16 protein-coding genes are annotated in these 17,315 nt (G+C 55.2%); 5 read left to right on the top strand and 11 right to left on the bottom strand.

Features of this window, described 5'->3' with window-relative positions; translation table 11 throughout:
• Window positions 1-14: 14 nt before the first annotated feature.
• On the top strand, window positions 15-1,283 hold the full coding sequence (locus ACX9GU_RS00315; protein WP_473193486.1) for an MFS transporter: 1,269 nt from the start codon (window positions 15-17) through the stop codon (window positions 1,281-1,283).
• Between the two features lie 81 nt (window positions 1,284-1,364).
• Window positions 1,365-2,339 (top strand): glyoxylate/hydroxypyruvate reductase GhrB, encoded by a 975-nt coding sequence (ghrB, locus tag ACX9GU_RS00310; RefSeq protein ID WP_473193485.1) that lies wholly within the window; start codon window positions 1,365-1,367, stop codon window positions 2,337-2,339.
• Here ghrB and ACX9GU_RS00305 read toward each other — a convergent pair.
• From ACX9GU_RS00305 to ACX9GU_RS00295, 3 genes are read right to left on the bottom strand one after another with little or no spacing between them, the layout of a single operon-like run.
• Complete coding sequence (locus ACX9GU_RS00305) at window positions 2,314-2,541, bottom strand: hypothetical protein (RefSeq protein ID WP_211136409.1); 228 nt, start codon at window positions 2,539-2,541, stop codon at window positions 2,314-2,316. The two genes, ghrB and ACX9GU_RS00305, sit on opposite strands and share 26 nt — an antisense overlap.
• A gap of 11 nt (window positions 2,542-2,552) precedes the next feature.
• Entirely contained in the window at window positions 2,553-2,840 is a 288-nt protein-coding gene (locus ACX9GU_RS00300) for a type II toxin-antitoxin system RelE/ParE family toxin (protein ID WP_071784396.1), read from the bottom strand.
• Window positions 2,830-3,078 (bottom strand): CopG family ribbon-helix-helix protein, encoded by a 249-nt coding sequence (locus ACX9GU_RS00295; protein WP_024527348.1) that lies wholly within the window; start codon window positions 3,076-3,078, stop codon window positions 2,830-2,832. The genes ACX9GU_RS00300 and ACX9GU_RS00295 overlap by 11 nt, the downstream gene beginning before the upstream one ends.
• Before the next feature lie 188 nt (window positions 3,079-3,266).
• Here ACX9GU_RS00295 and ACX9GU_RS00290 point away from each other — a divergent pair, with 188 nt between their 5' ends.
• Both ACX9GU_RS00290 and ACX9GU_RS00285 read left to right on the top strand, forming a co-directional pair.
• Entirely contained in the window at window positions 3,267-5,333 is a 2,067-nt protein-coding gene (locus ACX9GU_RS00290) for an alpha-amylase (protein WP_473193484.1), read from the top strand.
• 134 nt (window positions 5,334-5,467) lie between these two features.
• Window positions 5,468-6,718 (top strand): valine--pyruvate transaminase, encoded by a 1,251-nt coding sequence (locus ACX9GU_RS00285; protein ID WP_121609056.1) that lies wholly within the window; start codon window positions 5,468-5,470, stop codon window positions 6,716-6,718.
• Window positions 6,719-6,777: 59 nt separating this feature from the next.
• Here the strand turns inward: ACX9GU_RS00285 and ACX9GU_RS00280 are convergent, their stop codons facing one another.
• From ACX9GU_RS00280 to ibpA, 3 genes are all read right to left on the bottom strand, one after another.
• Complete coding sequence (locus ACX9GU_RS00280) at window positions 6,778-8,436, bottom strand: putative transporter (RefSeq protein WP_473193483.1); 1,659 nt, start codon at window positions 8,434-8,436, stop codon at window positions 6,778-6,780.
• A 167-nt stretch (window positions 8,437-8,603) separates the two neighbouring features.
• Complete coding sequence (gene ibpB / locus ACX9GU_RS00275) at window positions 8,604-9,032, bottom strand: small heat shock chaperone IbpB (RefSeq protein ID WP_021181373.1); 429 nt, start codon at window positions 9,030-9,032, stop codon at window positions 8,604-8,606.
• Between the two features lie 69 nt (window positions 9,033-9,101).
• Window positions 9,102-9,515 (bottom strand): small heat shock chaperone IbpA, encoded by a 414-nt coding sequence (gene ibpA, locus ACX9GU_RS00270; RefSeq protein ID WP_021181374.1) that lies wholly within the window; start codon window positions 9,513-9,515, stop codon window positions 9,102-9,104.
• 430 nt (window positions 9,516-9,945) lie between these two features.
• On the opposite strand from ibpA, the gene ACX9GU_RS00265 reads away from it, so the two are divergent.
• Entirely contained in the window at window positions 9,946-10,305 is a 360-nt protein-coding gene (locus tag ACX9GU_RS00265; protein ID WP_473193482.1) for a YceK/YidQ family lipoprotein, read from the top strand.
• Here ACX9GU_RS00265 and ACX9GU_RS00260 read toward each other — a convergent pair whose 3' ends face one another.
• From ACX9GU_RS00260 to recF, 5 genes are all read right to left on the bottom strand, one after another.
• Window positions 10,306-11,586: a DUF3748 domain-containing protein gene (locus tag ACX9GU_RS00260; RefSeq protein WP_473193481.1), complete on the bottom strand. Its 1,281-nt coding sequence runs from the start codon at window positions 11,584-11,586 to the stop codon at window positions 10,306-10,308.
• A gap of 75 nt (window positions 11,587-11,661) precedes the next feature.
• On the bottom strand, window positions 11,662-12,402 hold the full coding sequence (locus ACX9GU_RS00255) for an acid phosphatase (RefSeq protein ID WP_473193480.1): 741 nt from the start codon (window positions 12,400-12,402) through the stop codon (window positions 11,662-11,664).
• Between the two features lie 330 nt (window positions 12,403-12,732).
• Complete coding sequence (gene yidA / locus ACX9GU_RS00250; RefSeq protein ID WP_473193479.1) at window positions 12,733-13,548, bottom strand: sugar-phosphatase; 816 nt, start codon at window positions 13,546-13,548, stop codon at window positions 12,733-12,735.
• Between the two features lie 125 nt (window positions 13,549-13,673).
• Window positions 13,674-16,088 carry a DNA topoisomerase (ATP-hydrolyzing) subunit B gene (gene gyrB / locus ACX9GU_RS00245; RefSeq protein ID WP_473193478.1) on the bottom strand — a complete coding sequence of 805 codons (2,415 nt, stop codon included), beginning with the start codon at window positions 16,086-16,088 and terminating at the stop codon, window positions 13,674-13,676.
• Window positions 16,089-16,106: 18 nt separating this feature from the next.
• Window positions 16,107-17,192: a DNA replication/repair protein RecF gene (gene recF / locus ACX9GU_RS00240; protein ID WP_021181392.1), complete on the bottom strand. Its 1,086-nt coding sequence runs from the start codon at window positions 17,190-17,192 to the stop codon at window positions 16,107-16,109.
• Between the last annotated feature and the right edge of the window lie 123 nt (window positions 17,193-17,315).

Genomic DNA, 17,315 nt, shown 5'->3' with positions numbered 1-17,315 from the left:
GAAGGGTTCTGCACATGACTAAAGCAACTATTGCGGCCAAACGCTGGTGGTACATCATGCCCATAGTGTTTATCACCTACAGCCTGGCCTATCTGGACCGCGCCAACTTTAGCTTTGCCTCTGCCGCCGGGATTAATGACGATCTTGGCATCACCAAAGGAATGTCATCCCTGCTGGGTGCCCTGTTTTTCCTCGGCTATTTCTTCTTCCAAATTCCCGGTGCCATCTACGCCGAACGCCGCAGCGTCAAGAAGCTGATTTTCTGGTGCTTGATCCTGTGGGGCGGCTGCGCCTCGCTGACCGGCATGGTCAGCAATATCCCGATGCTGGCAGCGATCCGCTTTATCCTCGGCGTGGTGGAGGCGGCGGTGATGCCCGCGATGCTGATTTACATCAGCAACTGGTTTACCAAGTCTGAACGCTCCCGCGCCAACACCTTCCTGATCCTCGGCAATCCGGTCACGGTGTTGTGGATGTCGGTGGTTTCCGGCTACCTGATCCACGCCTTTGGCTGGCGTGAAATGTTTATCTTCGAAGGCATCCCCGCAATCATTTGGGCATTCTGCTGGTGGGTGCTGGTCAAAGACAAGCCGTCACAGGTCGGCTGGCTGAGCGATCAGGAAAAGCTGGCGTTGCAACAGCAACTGGCCGAGGAGCAGAAAGGCATCAAGGCAGTACGCAACTACGGCGAAGCCTTCCGCTCGCGCAACGTGATCCTGCTGTGCATGCAATATTTTGCCTGGAGCATCGGCGTGTATGGCTTTGTGCTGTGGCTGCCTTCAATCCTGCGCAGCGGTATGCAGATGGGGATGGTTGAAGCGGGCTGGCTGTCATCGGTACCTTATCTGGCCGCCACCATTGCGATGATCGTGGTTTCCTGGGCATCGGACAAGATGCAGAACCGCAAGCTGTTTGTCTGGCCGCTGTTGTTGATTGGCGCGCTGGCCTTCTTCGCCTCCTACGCCATTGGCCCGAACCACTTCTGGATCTCCTATGGTCTGCTGGTAGTCGCCGGTGCGGCCATGTATGCGCCTTACGGTCCGTTTTTCGCCATCATTCCGGAGATGCTGCCAAGAAACGTCGCCGGGGGTGCCATGGCGCTGATTAACAGCATGGGCGCGCTGGGCTCCTTCTTCGGCTCCTGGTTTGTCGGCTACCTCAACGGGGCGACCGGCAGCCCGGCGGCCTCCTATATGTTTATGGCTATCGCGCTGCTGGCCTCGGTGGGGCTGACGCTGATCGTCAAGCCTGCACGTAATGAAGCTCAGCCACAGGTGGCCTGATCTTGTGAGTGAGGGGCTCAGCCCTTCACTCTCCTGCAATATGTTATGTTGAACGTCTCGTTCGCCAGATGGAGTTATTTGATGAAGCCTGCAATCGTGTTGTACAAAAGTATTCCTGCCGACCTGCGTGCCAAGCTGGACCAGCACTTTACCGTTCATGCCTTCGACGGTCTGCAACTGGACAACGCCGCCTTCGATCAGGCACTACAACAGGCCGAAGGCATCCTCGGTTCCGGCGGCAAGATTGACGAAGCCTTTTTGCAACGCGCCCCCAAACTGCGTGCGGCGTCCACCGTCTCCGTCGGTTACGACAACTTTGACGTTGCAGCGCTCAACGCCCACCGGGTGCTGTTGATGCATACCCCAACCGTGCTGACCGAAACCGTGGCCGATACCATCATGAGCCTGGTGTTGGCCACCGCACGCCGGGTGGTCGAGGTGGCCGAGCGGGTCAAGGCAGGGGAATGGCAGGGCAGCATCGGGCCTGACTGGTACGGCGTTGACGTGCATCATAAAACCATCGGCATCCTCGGCATGGGCCGCATCGGCCTGGCGCTGGCACAGCGTGCGCACTTTGGCTTTGGCATGCCGGTATTGTACAACGCGCGGCGTACGCATGAAGAAGCAGAGCAACGCTTCAATGCCCGCCGTTGCGATCTTGATACGCTGCTGGCCGAGTCGGACTTCCTGTGCATTACGCTGCCGCTTACCGAGCAAACCTTCCATCTGATTGGCCGCAACCAGTTGACGAAGATGAAGCAGAGCGGGATCCTGATCAATGCGGGGCGTGGCCCGGTGGTGGATGAGCAAGCGCTGATTGAAGCCTTACGGGACGGCACCATTCACGCCGCGGGGTTGGATGTGTTCGAGCAAGAGCCGGTCGCGGTCGATTCGCCGCTGCTGAAAATGGCCAACGTGGTCGCTTTGCCGCATATCGGTTCCGCCACCCATGAGACTCGCTACGGCATGGCCGAGTGCGCAGTGGATAACCTGATTGCCGCCTTGACCGGCACGGTCACAGAAAACTGCGTTAACCCGCAGCTGCTGAACAAGTAACCCTTATGAGATGCCAGCGTTTACCAACTGGCATCTCATCAAAAGAACCTGTAAGCGTTTCACTATTACGCAGGTGCTTACGATGTTCGGCGATTTCCAGCAGTGATAATGGACTTTCGTCACTTACTACCCCATTAATCACAGCCTGACGGACAAACTCATCACTCACTTTCTGGTGTTCTAGCGGGTCGTTGAAAACCATAATAACCTCAGTTACCAGCGTTTCTCCGGCGGTCGCCTTCGTGTATGAAATACTCTAAGAATATGTATTTCCTTATTTTTAATCCGATAAGGGATCAAGTAAGGGAAAGTTTGCATGACAATTTCTCGGGTACCCATTACTCGACCAGGTCTTCCTAAAGCAGGTTGCGTAACCAGCAAGTTCACCGAGCGCACCACCTCTTTAGCAAATTCTGTCGCTACTTGCGGATCCTCTTGGTAAAGCCATTCATATTCATCATCAAAATTTGTTGCAGCTTTCCTTAGCCATTTAATTTTCATTGCTAATAGTCACCCCCATTTTCTTAAAACGGGCCGCCATTTCATCATCAGATGCAAAGTCACCATTATCGGCTTCAACGATGGCCTGTTGAATTTCAGCAACCTGCCATGCCTCGCGGCTTAAAAAATCTTGTATCGCCTGAGTCGCCAAAAATGATTTCGTTCTGCCGGTCGCTTCTGCTAAGGCTTCAAGCTGCTCACTGAGATCGTCGGATAGCCGAACAGACATCACGCTCATAAGTTTACCTCACACTACAATGTATACATGACAATATAGATTAAAAAACCAACAGCGCATAGTCAAACCTCTCCCCCTTCCCCCTCCGCCCCCCAAATTCTTACCCTGGGATGAGGCGATTTTTTCTGCATAAAGCACACTGGGCTACCCTACGATAAAAACGCTTCCTGCCACGAGTAAGGAGAGCCATGAAACGCCTGACCCTTCCCCTGCTGATGCTGCTGTCACCCGCAGCGCTGGCCAACTGGACGCTGCAAAGCTTCCCGGCCTTCAGCGAACCCACCAGCGGTTTATTTACCAGCCAGGCAACCCTGGCCAAAGGCCAACTACCGTTGCGGCTGTATCAGAACCAACAGTGCTGGCAGCCCAGCGACGCGGTTAAGCTGAACCAGACGTTGTCGCTGCAGCCCTGTAGCGATAGCGAGCCGGTCAGTTGGCGATTATTTCGCGATGGTGATTATCAGGTGCGGATAGATACCCGCAGCGGTACGCCTACCTTGCAGCTCAGCCTGAAGGCCGAACCGGAAAAAACCGTCGCCGCCGTGGCTCGCACCTGCCAACGCTGGGATGGCCAGCCGATCACCATCGCGGTGAAGGACACCTTTGCCGAAGGCGAAACGGTGCGTGATTTTTACTCCGGCCAGACCGCCACGGTGGTTCAGGGCCAGGTCACCCTGCAACCGGCGGCCAACAGCGGGGGGCTGCTATTGCTGGAATCAGCCAATACGCCGCCACAGGCGGCTTTCGACTGGCACAATGCCACGGTCTATTTTGTGCTGACCGATCGCTTTGAAAACGGTAACCCGGCCAACGATCACAGCTATGGACGCCACGGCGATGGCATGCAGGAGATCGGCACCTTCCACGGCGGCGACCTCGCCGGGTTGACGAAAAAGCTGGATTATCTGCAACAACTGGGGGTCAACGCCCTGTGGATCAGTTCCCCGTTGGAGCAGATCCACGGCTGGGTAGGCGGCGGTACCAAAGGGGATTTCCCACATTATGCCTACCACGGTTACTACCACCAGGACTGGACCAAGCTCGATGCCAATATGGGCAACGAGCAGGATCTGCGTAATCTGGTGGAGCAAGCACATCAACGTGGGATCCGCATCCTGTTTGACGTGGTGGTCAATCACGTCGGCTATGCCACGCTGGCCGATATGCAGCAGTTTCAGTTCGGCTCGCTGTACCTGAAAGGTGATGAAGCCGCAAAAACCCTCGGCAAAAACTGGGGCGATTGGCAACCTGGGCCTGGCCAGAGCTGGCACAGCTTTAACGACTACATCAACTTCAGCGATAAAGCAGGCTGGAGCCAATGGTGGGGGAAAAACTGGATCCGCACCGATATCGGCGATTACGACTCACCGGGCTTTGACGACCTGACCATGTCACTGGCTTTCCTTCCGGACATCAAAAATGAAGCGCCCGGAGCCAGCGGCCTACCGCTGTTCTTCCGCCATAAACCTGATACCGCCGCACGCGAAATCCCAGGAGCCACTACCCGCGATTATCTGACGGTCTGGCTCAGCCAATGGGTGCGTGACTATGGCATTGACGGTTTCCGCGTTGATACCGCCAAACACGTCGATAAACCCACGCTGGACCTGCTAAAGCAACGAGCCACCGAGGCACTGGCAGAGTGGAAAGCGGCTAACCCCAAGCAGGCGCTGGATAACGCACCGTTCTGGATGACCGGTGAAGCCTGGGGCCACGGGGTGATGAAAAGCGACTATTACCAGCACGGCTTCGATGCGATGATCAACTTCGATTTTCAGGATCAGGCCTCGCAGGCGCTGGGCTGCTTCTCCAATATCGATGCCACCTATCAGCAGATGGCGGACAAGCTGCAGGGCTTCAACGTGCTGAGCTATATTTCCTCGCACGACACTCGCCTGTTTTTCGCCAGCGATGCCAAAGGTTCGTTGCCTTTGCAGCAGCGAGCGGCAGACCTGCTGTTATTGGCTCCGGGCGCGGTACAGATTTATTACGGTGATGAGAGTGGCCGGCCGTTTGGCCCTACCGGCTCCGATCCTTTACAAGGCACACGCTCGGATATGAACTGGGGTGAACTGCAAGGAGCCAAAGCGCCGTTGTTGGCACATTGGCAGCGGCTAGGCCAGTTCCGCGAGCGCCACCCGGCAATCGGTGCCGGTACTCAGCAATCCCAGCAAACGCCTCATTATTATGGCTTTAGTCGCCAGCATGGGGGCGATAAGGTGATGGTGGTGTGGGCTGGCGATCGGTCACAATAATTCAGCGCGTTATGCTGTAAAAAGCCCGCCGAGCAACATCTATGCCCGGCGGGTATGATATCAGCCGCATTGCACCCGCTTTTATCTGGCGGTATGGTGGGCGTCTACCCGCTTACAACCATATTGCAGCAGCTATGAATTTTTCACTTTTCGGCGACAAATTTACCCGTTACGCGGGCATCACCCGCTTGATGGACGATCTGAATGAAGGCCTGCGCACGCCAGGTGCCATCATGCTTGGCGGCGGTAACCCGGCGCAGATCCCAGAGATGGCCAGCTACTTCAAACAGCTGTGTCAGGAGATGCTCGATCAGGGCAAGCTGACCGAGGCACTGTGCAACTACGACGGCCCGCAAGGCAAAGATGCCCTGCTGAAAGCGCTGGCTACCATGCTGCAAGAAGAGCTTGGCTGGCAGATCGAGCCACAGAATATTGCACTGACAAATGGCAGCCAGAGCGCGTTTTTCTACTTGTTTAACCTGTTTGCTGGCCGCTATGCCGACGGCACCCGCCGCCGCGTGCTGTTCCCGCTGGCGCCAGAATATATTGGCTATGCCGATTCCGGACTGGATGAAGGGCTGTTTGTCTCTGCCAAGCCCAATATCGAACTGCTGCCAGATGGCCAGTTCAAGTATCACGTCGATTTTGAGCATCTGAACATCGGTGACGACATCGGCATGATCTGCGTATCGCGCCCTACCAACCCGACCGGCAACGTGATCACCGACGAAGAGCTGATGAAGCTCGATCTGTTGGCACAGCAGCGTGATATCCCACTGGTGATCGATAACGCTTACGGCGTGCCGTTCCCTGGCATTATCTTCAGCGAAGCCACGCCGCTGTGGAACCCGAACATCATCCTGTGCATGAGCCTGTCCAAGCTGGGCCTGCCTGGCTCACGCTGTGGCATCGTGATTGCCGACGAGAAGGTCATCAGCGCGCTGACCAATATGAACGGCATTATCAGCCTTTCCCCGGGCAGCATTGGCCCGGCGCTGGCCACGGAGATGATTGAGCGTGGCGATCTGCTGCGTTTATCCAACGAGGTGATCCGCCCGTTCTACAAGCAGCGGGTCGAGCAGACCATCGGCATTATTCGCCGTTACCTGTCGCCGGAGCGCTGCCTGATCCATAAACCGGAAGGGGCAATCTTCCTCTGGCTGTGGTTCAAGGATCTGCCCATCACCACCGAGCTGCTGTATCAACGGCTGAAAAAGCGTGGCGTATTGATGGTGCCTGGCCACTACTTCTTCCCGGGGTTGGAGCATGAATGGCCGCATACGCACCAATGTATGCGCATGAACTATGTGCCTAATCCGGAAGATATTGAGCGTGGCGTGATGATCCTGGCCGAAGAGGTTGAGCGCGCGCACCAGGAAGCATAACCGGTTGAGATTTTGTCAGCAGTATCTTGGGGCTCCGCAAGCGGAGCCCCTTTTGCAGCCTACATCGCCCAGAACAGCACCGCCAGCAGCTGCGGTGACATGATGCGCAGGAACATTGCCAACGGGTAGACCGTGGCATATGAGAGCGCTGCGGCACCGCTGGTGGGGTGCAGGCCGTTGGCAAAGGCCAGCGCCGGTGGATCGGTCATTGAGCCAGCCAGCATACCGGAGAGCGTCAGGTAGTTCATCTTACCCACCACCCTCGCCAGAATACCCACGCTGATCAGCGGGATCGAGGTGATTAACGCACCGTAACCGACCCACGCCAGCCCATCGCCATGCAGCAGGGTATCAATAAAATTGCCACCAGACTTCAGGCCAACCACGGCCAGGAACAGTACGATACCCAGTTCGCGCAGCGCCAGGTTGGCACTGGGCGGCATAAACCAGTACAGCTTGCCGATGCTGCCGATACGCCCCAGGATCAGAGCCACCACCAGCGGGCCACCGGCCAACCCCAACCGCAATGCCGCCGGGAAACCGGGGATAAACAGCGGGATAGATCCCAACAGCACCCCAAGGCCAATACCAATAAAGACCGGCAGCATCTGCACCTGTTGCAGCTTCTGCTGGGCGTTACCCACAATCGCCGCCACCGCCTCGATAGATTCTGGCCGCCCCACCAGGTTGAGGATATCCCCAAACTGCAGCGTAACATTGCTGCCCGCCACCAGCTCGACCCCGGCACGGTTGAGGCGCGAGACCACCACTTCATATTTTTGCTTCAGCTCCAGATCGCGGATTTTTTTACCCAACACCTTTTCGTTGGTCACTACCGCACGAACCACTTGCAGTGAAGTCCCCCGGGTGGAGAGCGAAACGTCGACTTCCTCGCCAATCACCAACCGGGCGTTTTCCAGCTTTTCGCGCTTGCCGACCAGGTGCAGGAAATCTCCCAGTTCCAGCGTCTCATGCGGGGCAGGCACCATCAGTAAATCGCCGCGCTTGAGGCGCGAACAGATGATGTCGTCACTGTTAAGCAGAGGCACATTCTTGATGGCCATGCCTTGCAGATTGGGGTTACGCACCGCCACGTTCATGGTCTGCAACAGTTCGCGATGACTCCCCAGGCTATCTTCAAACTCCTGCGCTTCCTTATCGATATTGATGCGGAAAAACAGCCGGATCAGCCACATCACCAGCAGAATGCCGCAGATTCCGAACGGATAGGCCATCGCATAGCCCATCCCCATGCGGTCAACCAGCGCCGGATCGGAACCCAGATCGGTAAGTATCTGCTGCCCGGCACCGAGCGCCGGGGTGTTGGTGACCGCGCCGGAGAACACGCCGAGAATGATCGGCAACGGCACGGCAAACAGTTTATGGACAATCGCCGCCACCACGCCGCCCACCAGCACCAGCAGAATGGCGAAGCCATTGAGTTTGAGGCCGGAAACGCGCAGGGACGAGAAGAAACCAGGGCCAACCTGAATACCGATGGTGTACACAAACAGGATCAGACCGAACTCCTGAATAAAGTGCAGCATGTCGCCGTTGAGAGTGATCTGGTAAGTCTGTGCAAAGTGCCCGACGATGATGCCGCCGAACAAGACGCCGCCTATCCCTAAACCCACGCCATACACTTTCCAGTTGCCAATCCATAACCCGAGAATAGCCACCAACGCCAACATGCTGACGGTCAGGGCGATATCACTCATACGTCACATCCTTACCCAAAGTTTAACAATCTCTATGCGATTAAATGCCTGCAATTAATAGGGATTCTGACATAAGGCGTAGGGGGGTAATGTGGGGTATGCCACAGAATGCAACGGGGGAGGCCCGAATGGACCTCCCCCGCAAGTTTTTGTGTTTTTTCAGCCGGTTATTTGGCTTCCAGCTCCGGAGTGCTACCGATGCTGATGCGTTGTGGCTGCAAGGCTTCCGGCACGTGGCGTACCAGATCGATGTGCAGCAGGCCGTTTTCAAATTTGGCTTCGGACACCTGTAAGTGCTCTGCCAGGGTAAAGGTCAGGCTGAACTCTTTGCACACCAGCCCCTGATGCAGATACTCCACCTGTTTTTCCGGCGGTGTAGGGTTGCCACGCACGGTCAGGCGCGGGCCTTCCACTTCAATATCCAGTTCGCTCTGTTTGAACCCGGCTAACGCCAGGGAAATGCGATAGTGGTTATCGTCGCTTTTCTCAATGTTATAGGGCGGGAACCCTTGTGGCTCCTGGCCTCCCATTGAGCTGGCCAGCTTGTCAAAACCGATCCATTGACGCAGAAGTGGGGATAAATCGTAGTTACGCATAGTACTCTCCTTCCAAGAAGCGAGGTTCAAACATTGCCCCCTAACGGCAGGCACGGTGATAAAACAAAATTACTTAATTTCGATCCGACGCGGCTTTAACGTTTCCGGCACGATACGTTCCAGATCGATATACAGCAGGCCGTTTTCCAGTTTGGCGCCTCTAATTTGAATATGCTCGGCCAGCTGGAATTTGCGTTCAAAGTTACGCTCGGCAATGCCTTGATATAAATAGGTTCTCTCAGCAGGTTCATTGGTGTGAGCCCCGCGCACAATCAACAGATTGTCTTGCGTGGTGATCTCCAGTTCCTGCTCGGCAAACCCGGCCACCGCGATGGCAATGCGGTAATGATTTTCATCAACCAGCTCAACGTTGTACGGCGGATAGCCACCGTTACCCTGGCTTTGACCAGCCTCAAGGGCGTTGAACAGGCGATCAAAACCGATCGCGGAACGGTACAGCGGGGAAAGATCAAAGTTGCGCATAAAACAGCCTCCTAAGGCACTTCAGCGAGGTTGATAATGAAGCCTTCCATCATGGACAGGCTTTAAGGCTTGAATTCCCTTACGGCAAATTCTTAATTTGGCCTTGTAGAGAAGATGGGGTTTGCTTTCCACATTTCAACTGGTGATGATTAAAAAATTGCCAATGGAAACGGCGAAAATTTGTTTATCACATACACTCAAAGTGAGATAGCCGCCACAGTGCGGAATGTTGCATCTTTCAATGCTTTGGCTGGATGTTATACACCCTATGAATTTCAAGTTGCAGCTAGGCGACAAGCTTACTCATCCCCAGGAGCTTACTTTTCGTAAGTGACTGGGGTTAGTAAGCGCAGGTAACAACGCTGCAGCTTGAAAGGCGACGGGTTAAATCAGCAAATTTCAGGGGATGTGTACCCCTCAGGATGGAAGAATGAAGCCAATAAAAAAAATGATAGCGACCGGTTGCCTGCTGCTGACCACTAACGGTTGCTCCAGCGTAGCCAGCCATACCGGGGCCGACCAGGGTTATTACTCCGGCACGCGCGCCAATGTCGATATGATGAAGAGCGAAGAGACCAGTTGGGCCATGATGCCCCTGCTGGCGATCGACCTGCCCCTGTCGGCGGCGATGGACACCATTTTGCTGCCTTACGACTACCTGCGCTCAGGCAGCGATAAAGCGGCAGCCTCACCCAAAGCCCGTATCCAGCATGATGAAGAGCAAAATCTGGCTGCCAGCGGCAACCCAGGCCAGGGCATGGCAACCTCGCCAGCACCAGCCGGGCTGTAGTTAAACCGCCACCACAAAAATCTGGTTAAATCCGGCGACTTCACGCATAAAGGCCACCTGCTTGCCGTCCGGTGAGATCACCACGGCGTCCCCCAGTGGTGGCTGCGCAGTCCGTTTGGTCAGGCGCTGCATATTGCCGTTGGCGATATCGCACAGCATCACGCTGTTATCACACACCAGCGCAATCTTGCCCCCTTGCGGGTGCCAACTAAAGGCCGACTGGATGTTGTGATCCGCTTGTGTCACCTGATTCGCCTCCCCACCATTTGGGGAAATAGTCCACAGTTGCACAATGCCCCGATCGTCTTGCATCAGAAAAGCGATGGCGCTGCCGTCTGGCGAACTCCGCAACCAATGACGTGGCGTGGTGGCAATCCCAGGATAGTTGCGTTGGCCGGTATAGGTTAACCGCCGTTGTTGAACCCCCAACGGGGGGGCAGGTAAGGTTGTTGCCGTTCCCTGCAGGGGAGCATCCCCGGCTTTGGCATAGTCGGCATCGTTTTCCGGCAAATCCACCACAAACACTTCCGGCAGTTTTTCCCCCTGCTGCGAGAGAGTATCGCCGATAAACGCCAACGCCCAACGCTGGCGGCTGCCATCGGGTTTGCTATAGCCTTGCTCACCCACCCAGCCCTCTTCGTAAGCCCGATTGATTTGATCGCTGCCCGATTGCGGGGTTGGCGTGGTTGCGCTGACCAGTACGCAGTAATGGCTACCGTCGTATTCACGTGGATGCTGTTTGGGTGGATTCACCCCTTGCAGCGGCACCGCTACGCCAACGTTGCGCAAATCCAGTGCCGGATCGAGTTCGTGCATCACATGGTCGTTATAGGTGAAGCTCAGGCGGCTGGCATCTGGGCTGAAGACATGCACGTGGGTGCCGCCACGCAGCGCACCTGGGGTATAGGGGGCGGTAATGTCCAAGGCGTCTAGGGTGATCGCCAATTCACGATCCGGCTCGCTGACGATCACGCCACGGCGATGGTGGAAGTCATAATGCCAGAAGCTGTCTGGGTGTTCCGGCCCATGGATAAACGCGTAGCGCGCTGGCGCATCCGGGCTCACCGTTACCACGCCGACATGGGCTCCATGCTGCGCCCGATAAACCACCTCCACCTGACCGCTGGCAACGTTCACCCGTTCAATACTCAGCCCGGTAAAGGATGCACCGCTTGGCCGTACGTCATACGCCAGCCATTGGCTGCACGGCGTCCAGACGTTAATGTTGGTGAGTTGATGACCTCGCGGATCAAAAGTCAGCTGTCGTTCCTGATGGCTCATGGCGGCTCCTGTATACCGGCTGGCATAGAACCGCCATAGTACCCGATCGGCCTGGCTGTTTCACACCACCCAGGTTTAAGGCGCTTTTGCTAATCGCAGGTATTCAGCCTTGGCTTTTTGTAACTGGTCGACAAACGTTGGCTCGGCGTGTAAACGTGCCACGATAGCAGCCCCAACCAAACGCCCGGCGGTAACGTCACTCTGCCAATGATAGCCGCAAATTACGCGGCTTTGCCCCATCTCATAACCGCGTTTGAGGATCTCCCCCTGGCGAGCAGGATTGATCTCCGCCAGCACCAGTGCGGTAGCCCAACCGATACTCGTATGGCCAGAAGGGTAGGAGCCGTTGGTTGATAACACACTTTCTTCTTCCGGGCGGCAGGTCGCCTGATGATAAAAAGCAAAAGGCCGGGTCCGCATATAATGCTCCTTGGCGCTGCGGGTCGCCAAATCACCGGTGTCCTCACGCATTTTCGTTACCAGGCGATATAACTCTGGCGTTTTCTTGCGTGTTATTTCCATGCCGAAGGCGCTGACAAATGCCAGTGGTATGCCATCGCCGTAAATCTGCGCATCGTTATAAGCCTGCTTGCCTCTTGGCGTATTCCTCAGCAACTGACCGGCGTTATACTGAGCCTGGTCATTGAGAAAACCGATGCTGTCAACGGCCGGTGGCGGGGGCAATAAAGAGAGACTATCAATAGACTGCGCTTCCTTAAGATAGAAGAAGTCCGGTACCGTCGTCACGTCTCTGGCGGCAAAGGATATTTGCGTCAAGGCAATATAAGCCAATGATGAAATTATAATTTTTTTCATATTATCTCCTAACGAACTTTATTAGTTGTTTTACAATATAGTGAACACACTAAAATGAAAGATGAAGTGATAAATAGCTATTTCACCATTTAAAATACAATAAAAAATACAGATCGCAAAAATAATTTTTATTTATACCATTTAAATTAATGCGATTAATTAACGAGAATACTTATATTAATAAAACATGGTCTCACTAGAAATATTCTTTTAGGAGCGACTTAGTTATTTCAGTAAAGAAAGAGCACCAGCAGGCCGTCAGCCATGAGGCGTTAATACCTGATTTACGTGGAAGCATCTTAAGCCCCCAGGGAAGGGGGCTGGCAAGCACTAAACGTTCAGCACAAACTTCTCAATGGCCAGTGCGACGCCGTCTTCGGTATTGGTGCCGGTTACGTGCTGGGCAATTTCCTTTAATTCTGCAATAGCATTGCCCATCGCCACCCCCAGCCCGGCATACTCGATCATCGCAATATCATTAGCCTGATCGCCTAACGCCATCACATTTTCCTGCTTGATGCCCAAATGTTCGGCCAGCATCCTGACGCCCGCGCCCTTATCGACATTCTTATGCAGGAGCTCCAGGAAATAAGGGGCACTTTTCATTATGGTGTAGCGATCCCAAGCCTCTGCAGGCAAACGAGCTATCGCACTGTCCAGCAAGGCAGGCTCATCAATCATCATCACCTTCGGGAAGCGTATGGTGCGATCCATCTCTTCCACGCTGCGGTATTTCAATGGAATACCGGTCATGTGGGATTCATGGATGGTATATTTACCAATGTCCTTATTCGGCGTGTACAGGGTATCAAAATCAAACGCCTGAAAATGGACGCCAAAATCGCGTGCCAATTGCTCAAAATAGAGGTAATCGTCAAAACCGAGCGTTTCTTGCAGCACACAGGCCCCGTCCGTCGCCTTCAGCACCAATGCCCCGTTATAGGTGATGCAGAAATCGCCCTCACCCTGAATATCCAACTGACGCAGATAGTCCTGCACGCCGACATAAGGCCGCCCGGTAGCCAACACCACATGCACGCCTTTAGAGCGCGCAGCGGTCAGCGCCTGCTTTACCGCTGGCGTAATCTGGTGCTGCGGATTGAGCAGCGTGCCGTCCATATCAATTGCAATCAGTTCAATAGCCATTCGAGCGTCTCCCAGTGGTTTTTCCTCATGCTAACGCGTTTCAGCTTGCCATGTTAGTGCTAAAAACGGCATAAAAAAATCCGCGCGGGCGAACCGGCGCGGATTTTTAATCGCCAAATAAGGCGTTAGATATCGATATTCGCCGCCTTCAGGGCGTTTTCTTCGATAAAGGCACGGCGTGGTTCAACCGCATCGCCCATCAGGGTGGTGAACAGCTGATCGGCCGCAATAGCGTCTTTCACCGCTACGCGCAGCATACGCCGCTGATCGGGATCCATGGTGGTTTCCCACAGCTGGTCCGGGTTCATTTCGCCCAACCCTTTATAGCGCTGGATCGACAGGCCACGGCGCGACTCTTTCACCAGCCACTCCAACGCCTGTTCGAAGCTGTCTACCGGCTGGCGACGTTCGCCACGTTCGATATAGGCATCTTCTTCCAGCAGGCCACGCAGTTTTTCGCCCAGCGCACAAAGCCTGCGATATTCACCACCGCGGATAAATTCAAAGTCCAGCGGGTAGTCGGTATCTACACCATGGGTACGAATACGCAGCACCGGTTCGAACATCTGGCGTTCACGGTTTTCAACCAGCACAGAACTGTAGCTGCTACCGTGCTGCTCGTTATCGTTGAGCAATTTCACCAGCGATTCGATCCAGCTTTCCACCTTGGCACGGTCACTAAGATCGTCTTCGTTCAAGGTTGGCTGGTAGATCAGGTTGTTCAGCAACGCACGCGGATAACGGCGTTCCATCCGGCCAATCTGCTTTTGCACGGCGTAATGTTCAGCCACCAGCTTCTCTAACGGCTCACCCGCCAAGGCTGGCGCAGAACCGTTGGTGTGCAGGGTCGCGCCGTCGAGGGCGATGGAGATCTGATACTGATCCATCGCTTCGTCGTCTTTGATGTACTGCTCCTGCTTACCTTTTTTCACCTTGTACAACGGCGGCTGGGCAATATACACATGGCCACGCTCGATGATTTCCGGCATCTGACGATAGAAGAAGGTCAACAGCAGCGTACGGATGTGCGAGCCGTCGACGTCGGCATCGGTCATGATAATGATGCTGTGATAACGCAGTTTGTCCGGGTTGTATTCGTCACGGCCAATGCCGCAGCCCAGCGCGGTGATCAGCGTGGCAACTTCCTGTGAAGACAGCATCTTGTCGAAGCGGGCTTTCTCAACGTTGAGGATTTTCCCTTTCAGCGGCAAGATCGCCTGGTTCTTACGGTTACGGCCCTGCTTGGCTGAGCCGCCCGCGGAGTCCCCTTCCACCAGGTAGAGTTCGGACAACGCCGGGTCACGTTCCTGACAGTCCGCCAATTTGCCTGGCAGGCCAGCCAAATCCAGCGCGCCTTTACGGCGGGTCATTTCACGTGCTTTACGCGCCGCTTCACGAGCACGGGCCGCATCGATGATTTTACCGACCACGATCTTGGCGTCCGCTGGGTTTTCCATCAGGTAATCCACCAGCTTCTCGTTCATCAGCGATTCGACCGCCGTTTTCACTTCCGAAGACACCAGCTTGTCTTTGGTCTGGGAAGAGAATTTAGGATCGGGCACTTTCACCGAAACCACGGCAATCAGACCTTCACGCGCATCGTCACCGGTGGCGCTGATCTTGGACTTTTTGCTGTAGCCTTCTTTATCCATGTAGGTATTCAGGGTACGGGTCATCGCGGCACGGAAGCCGGCCAGGTGAGTCCCCCCATCACGCTGCGGGATGTTGTTGGTGAAGCAGTAGATGTTTTCCTGGAAACCATCGTTCCACTGCAGTGCCACTTCCACACCGATATCGTCCTTCACGGTTGAGAAGTAGAACACCGTTGGGTGGATAGGCGTCTTGTTCTTGTTCAGGTATTCCACAAACGCCTTGATACCACCTTCGTAATGGAAGTGGTCTTCTCTGTCGTTGCGCTTGTCTTTCAGGCGAATAGAGACGCCGGAGTTGAGGAACGACAGTTCACGCAGGCGCTTGGCCAGGATGTCGTACTCAAACTCGGTGTTGTTGGTAAAGGTCTGGAAGCTCGGCCAGAAGCGCAGGGTAGTACCTGTCTGGTCGGTTTCACCGACGACTTTCAGCGGGGCCTGTGGTTCGCCATGCTTGTAAGTTTGCTCATGGACCTTGCCTTCGCGGCGGATCACCAGCTCCAGCTTTTCTGACAGGGCGTTAACAACCGAAACGCCCACGCCGTGCAGACCGCCGGAAACCTTATAGGAGTTGTCGTCAAACTTACCGCCGGCGTGCAGTACGGTCATGATGACCTGCGCCGCTGACACCCCTTCCTCTTCGTGGATACCGGTTGGGATACCACGGCCATCATCCTGCACCGAGACGGAGTTGTCGGCGTGGATCGTCACCTGAATGTCGCTACAGTGGCCAGCGAGTGCTTCGTCGATAGCGTTGTCCACGACCTCGAATACCATGTGGTGCAGACCGGTGCCGTCATCAGTATCACCGATATACATGCCCGGACGCTTACGTACCGCATCCAGCCCTTTTAATACCTTGATACTTGAGGAGTCATAAGAATTCGACATCAACGTTTCTCGCTCATTTTAGTCCTGTGGTTGAACCTCTATTTTACCTTGTTCCACGCGGAACATCTTGCCCTTTTCACCCATCATGTCGGTTACTTGTTCAGCGCTTACCGCACTGACAAAAACCTGAGCCTGGGTGGCTTTCAGGCGATCGGCCAGCAACCGGCGACGGCCGGTGTCCAGCTCGGAGGCAAAATCATCAATCAGATACAGGCAACGCCGCCCGCTCTGGCGGGTGAGAAACTCACCCTGCGCCAAGCGCAATGCGCACATCAGCAGTTTAAGCTGACCGCGCGATAACAAATCCTCTACCGGCGTGCCTTCGGCACGAATGCGGAAGTCCGCTTTATGCGGCCCCACCGCGGTATAGGTTAACGCCCTGTCGCGCTCAAACTGGCGCTCCAGCAGCTCTCCGTAGTCGCTCTCTTTGTCCCAGCCGCGCTGGAAAGAGAAACTCAGGGCAAATTCGGGCAAAAACTGCGCGCAGGTCGCGGTGATATCCGCGGCAATTGCGTCGCTGTAAGCTGCCCGCCACTCGCTGATACGCTCGGCCAACGGGATCAGTTCCTGATCCCAGGCGCGGATCTGCGCATAGCGATTGACCTGGCGCAGCGCGGCATTGCGCTGCTTCAGTAACCTTTTCAGGTTGCTCCAGGCGGTGAAAAAACCGGGTTCGTTGTGAAAACAACCCCAGTCCAGGAAGGCACGCCGATACTTCGGCCCGCCATTAAGCAGGGTAAAACCTTCGGGGGTGATCAACTGCATGGGCAGTAGCTGTGCCAGCTCTGCCACCTTATGGCCATCGCTGCCATCAATGCGCACTTTGCTGTCACCCTGACGGCTTTTACTCAGTCCTACCGATAATTCGCGCCCGCTGCCTTCGATCCGGCCATGTAACACAAATTCCGGCTGATCGTGGCGGATCACTCGCCCAGCCTGCAGGCTGCGAAACGCGCGCCCATGACCAAGGGTATAAACCGCCTCCAGCACGCTGGTCTTGCCGCTGCCGTTGGCCCCAACAAGGAAGTTAAACCCCGGTGCAGGCGCCAGATCGGCAGCTTCGATATTGCGGAAATCTTTAATCAGTAAGCGCGTCAGAGCCATACTGTAGTTGTCTTAATCATCTAACAATCCAGGGCGTTATCGTCGCAGGTCATTTGCGTGCGGCCAGCGCACAGCAACCGCAGCGTACTTAAAGTACGTGAGGATTGCGAGCACTGCCCAATC

Source organism: Serratia sp. K1WW1 (assembly GCF_055790865.1).
This window is presented reverse-complemented; position numbering and strand designations above follow the sequence as displayed.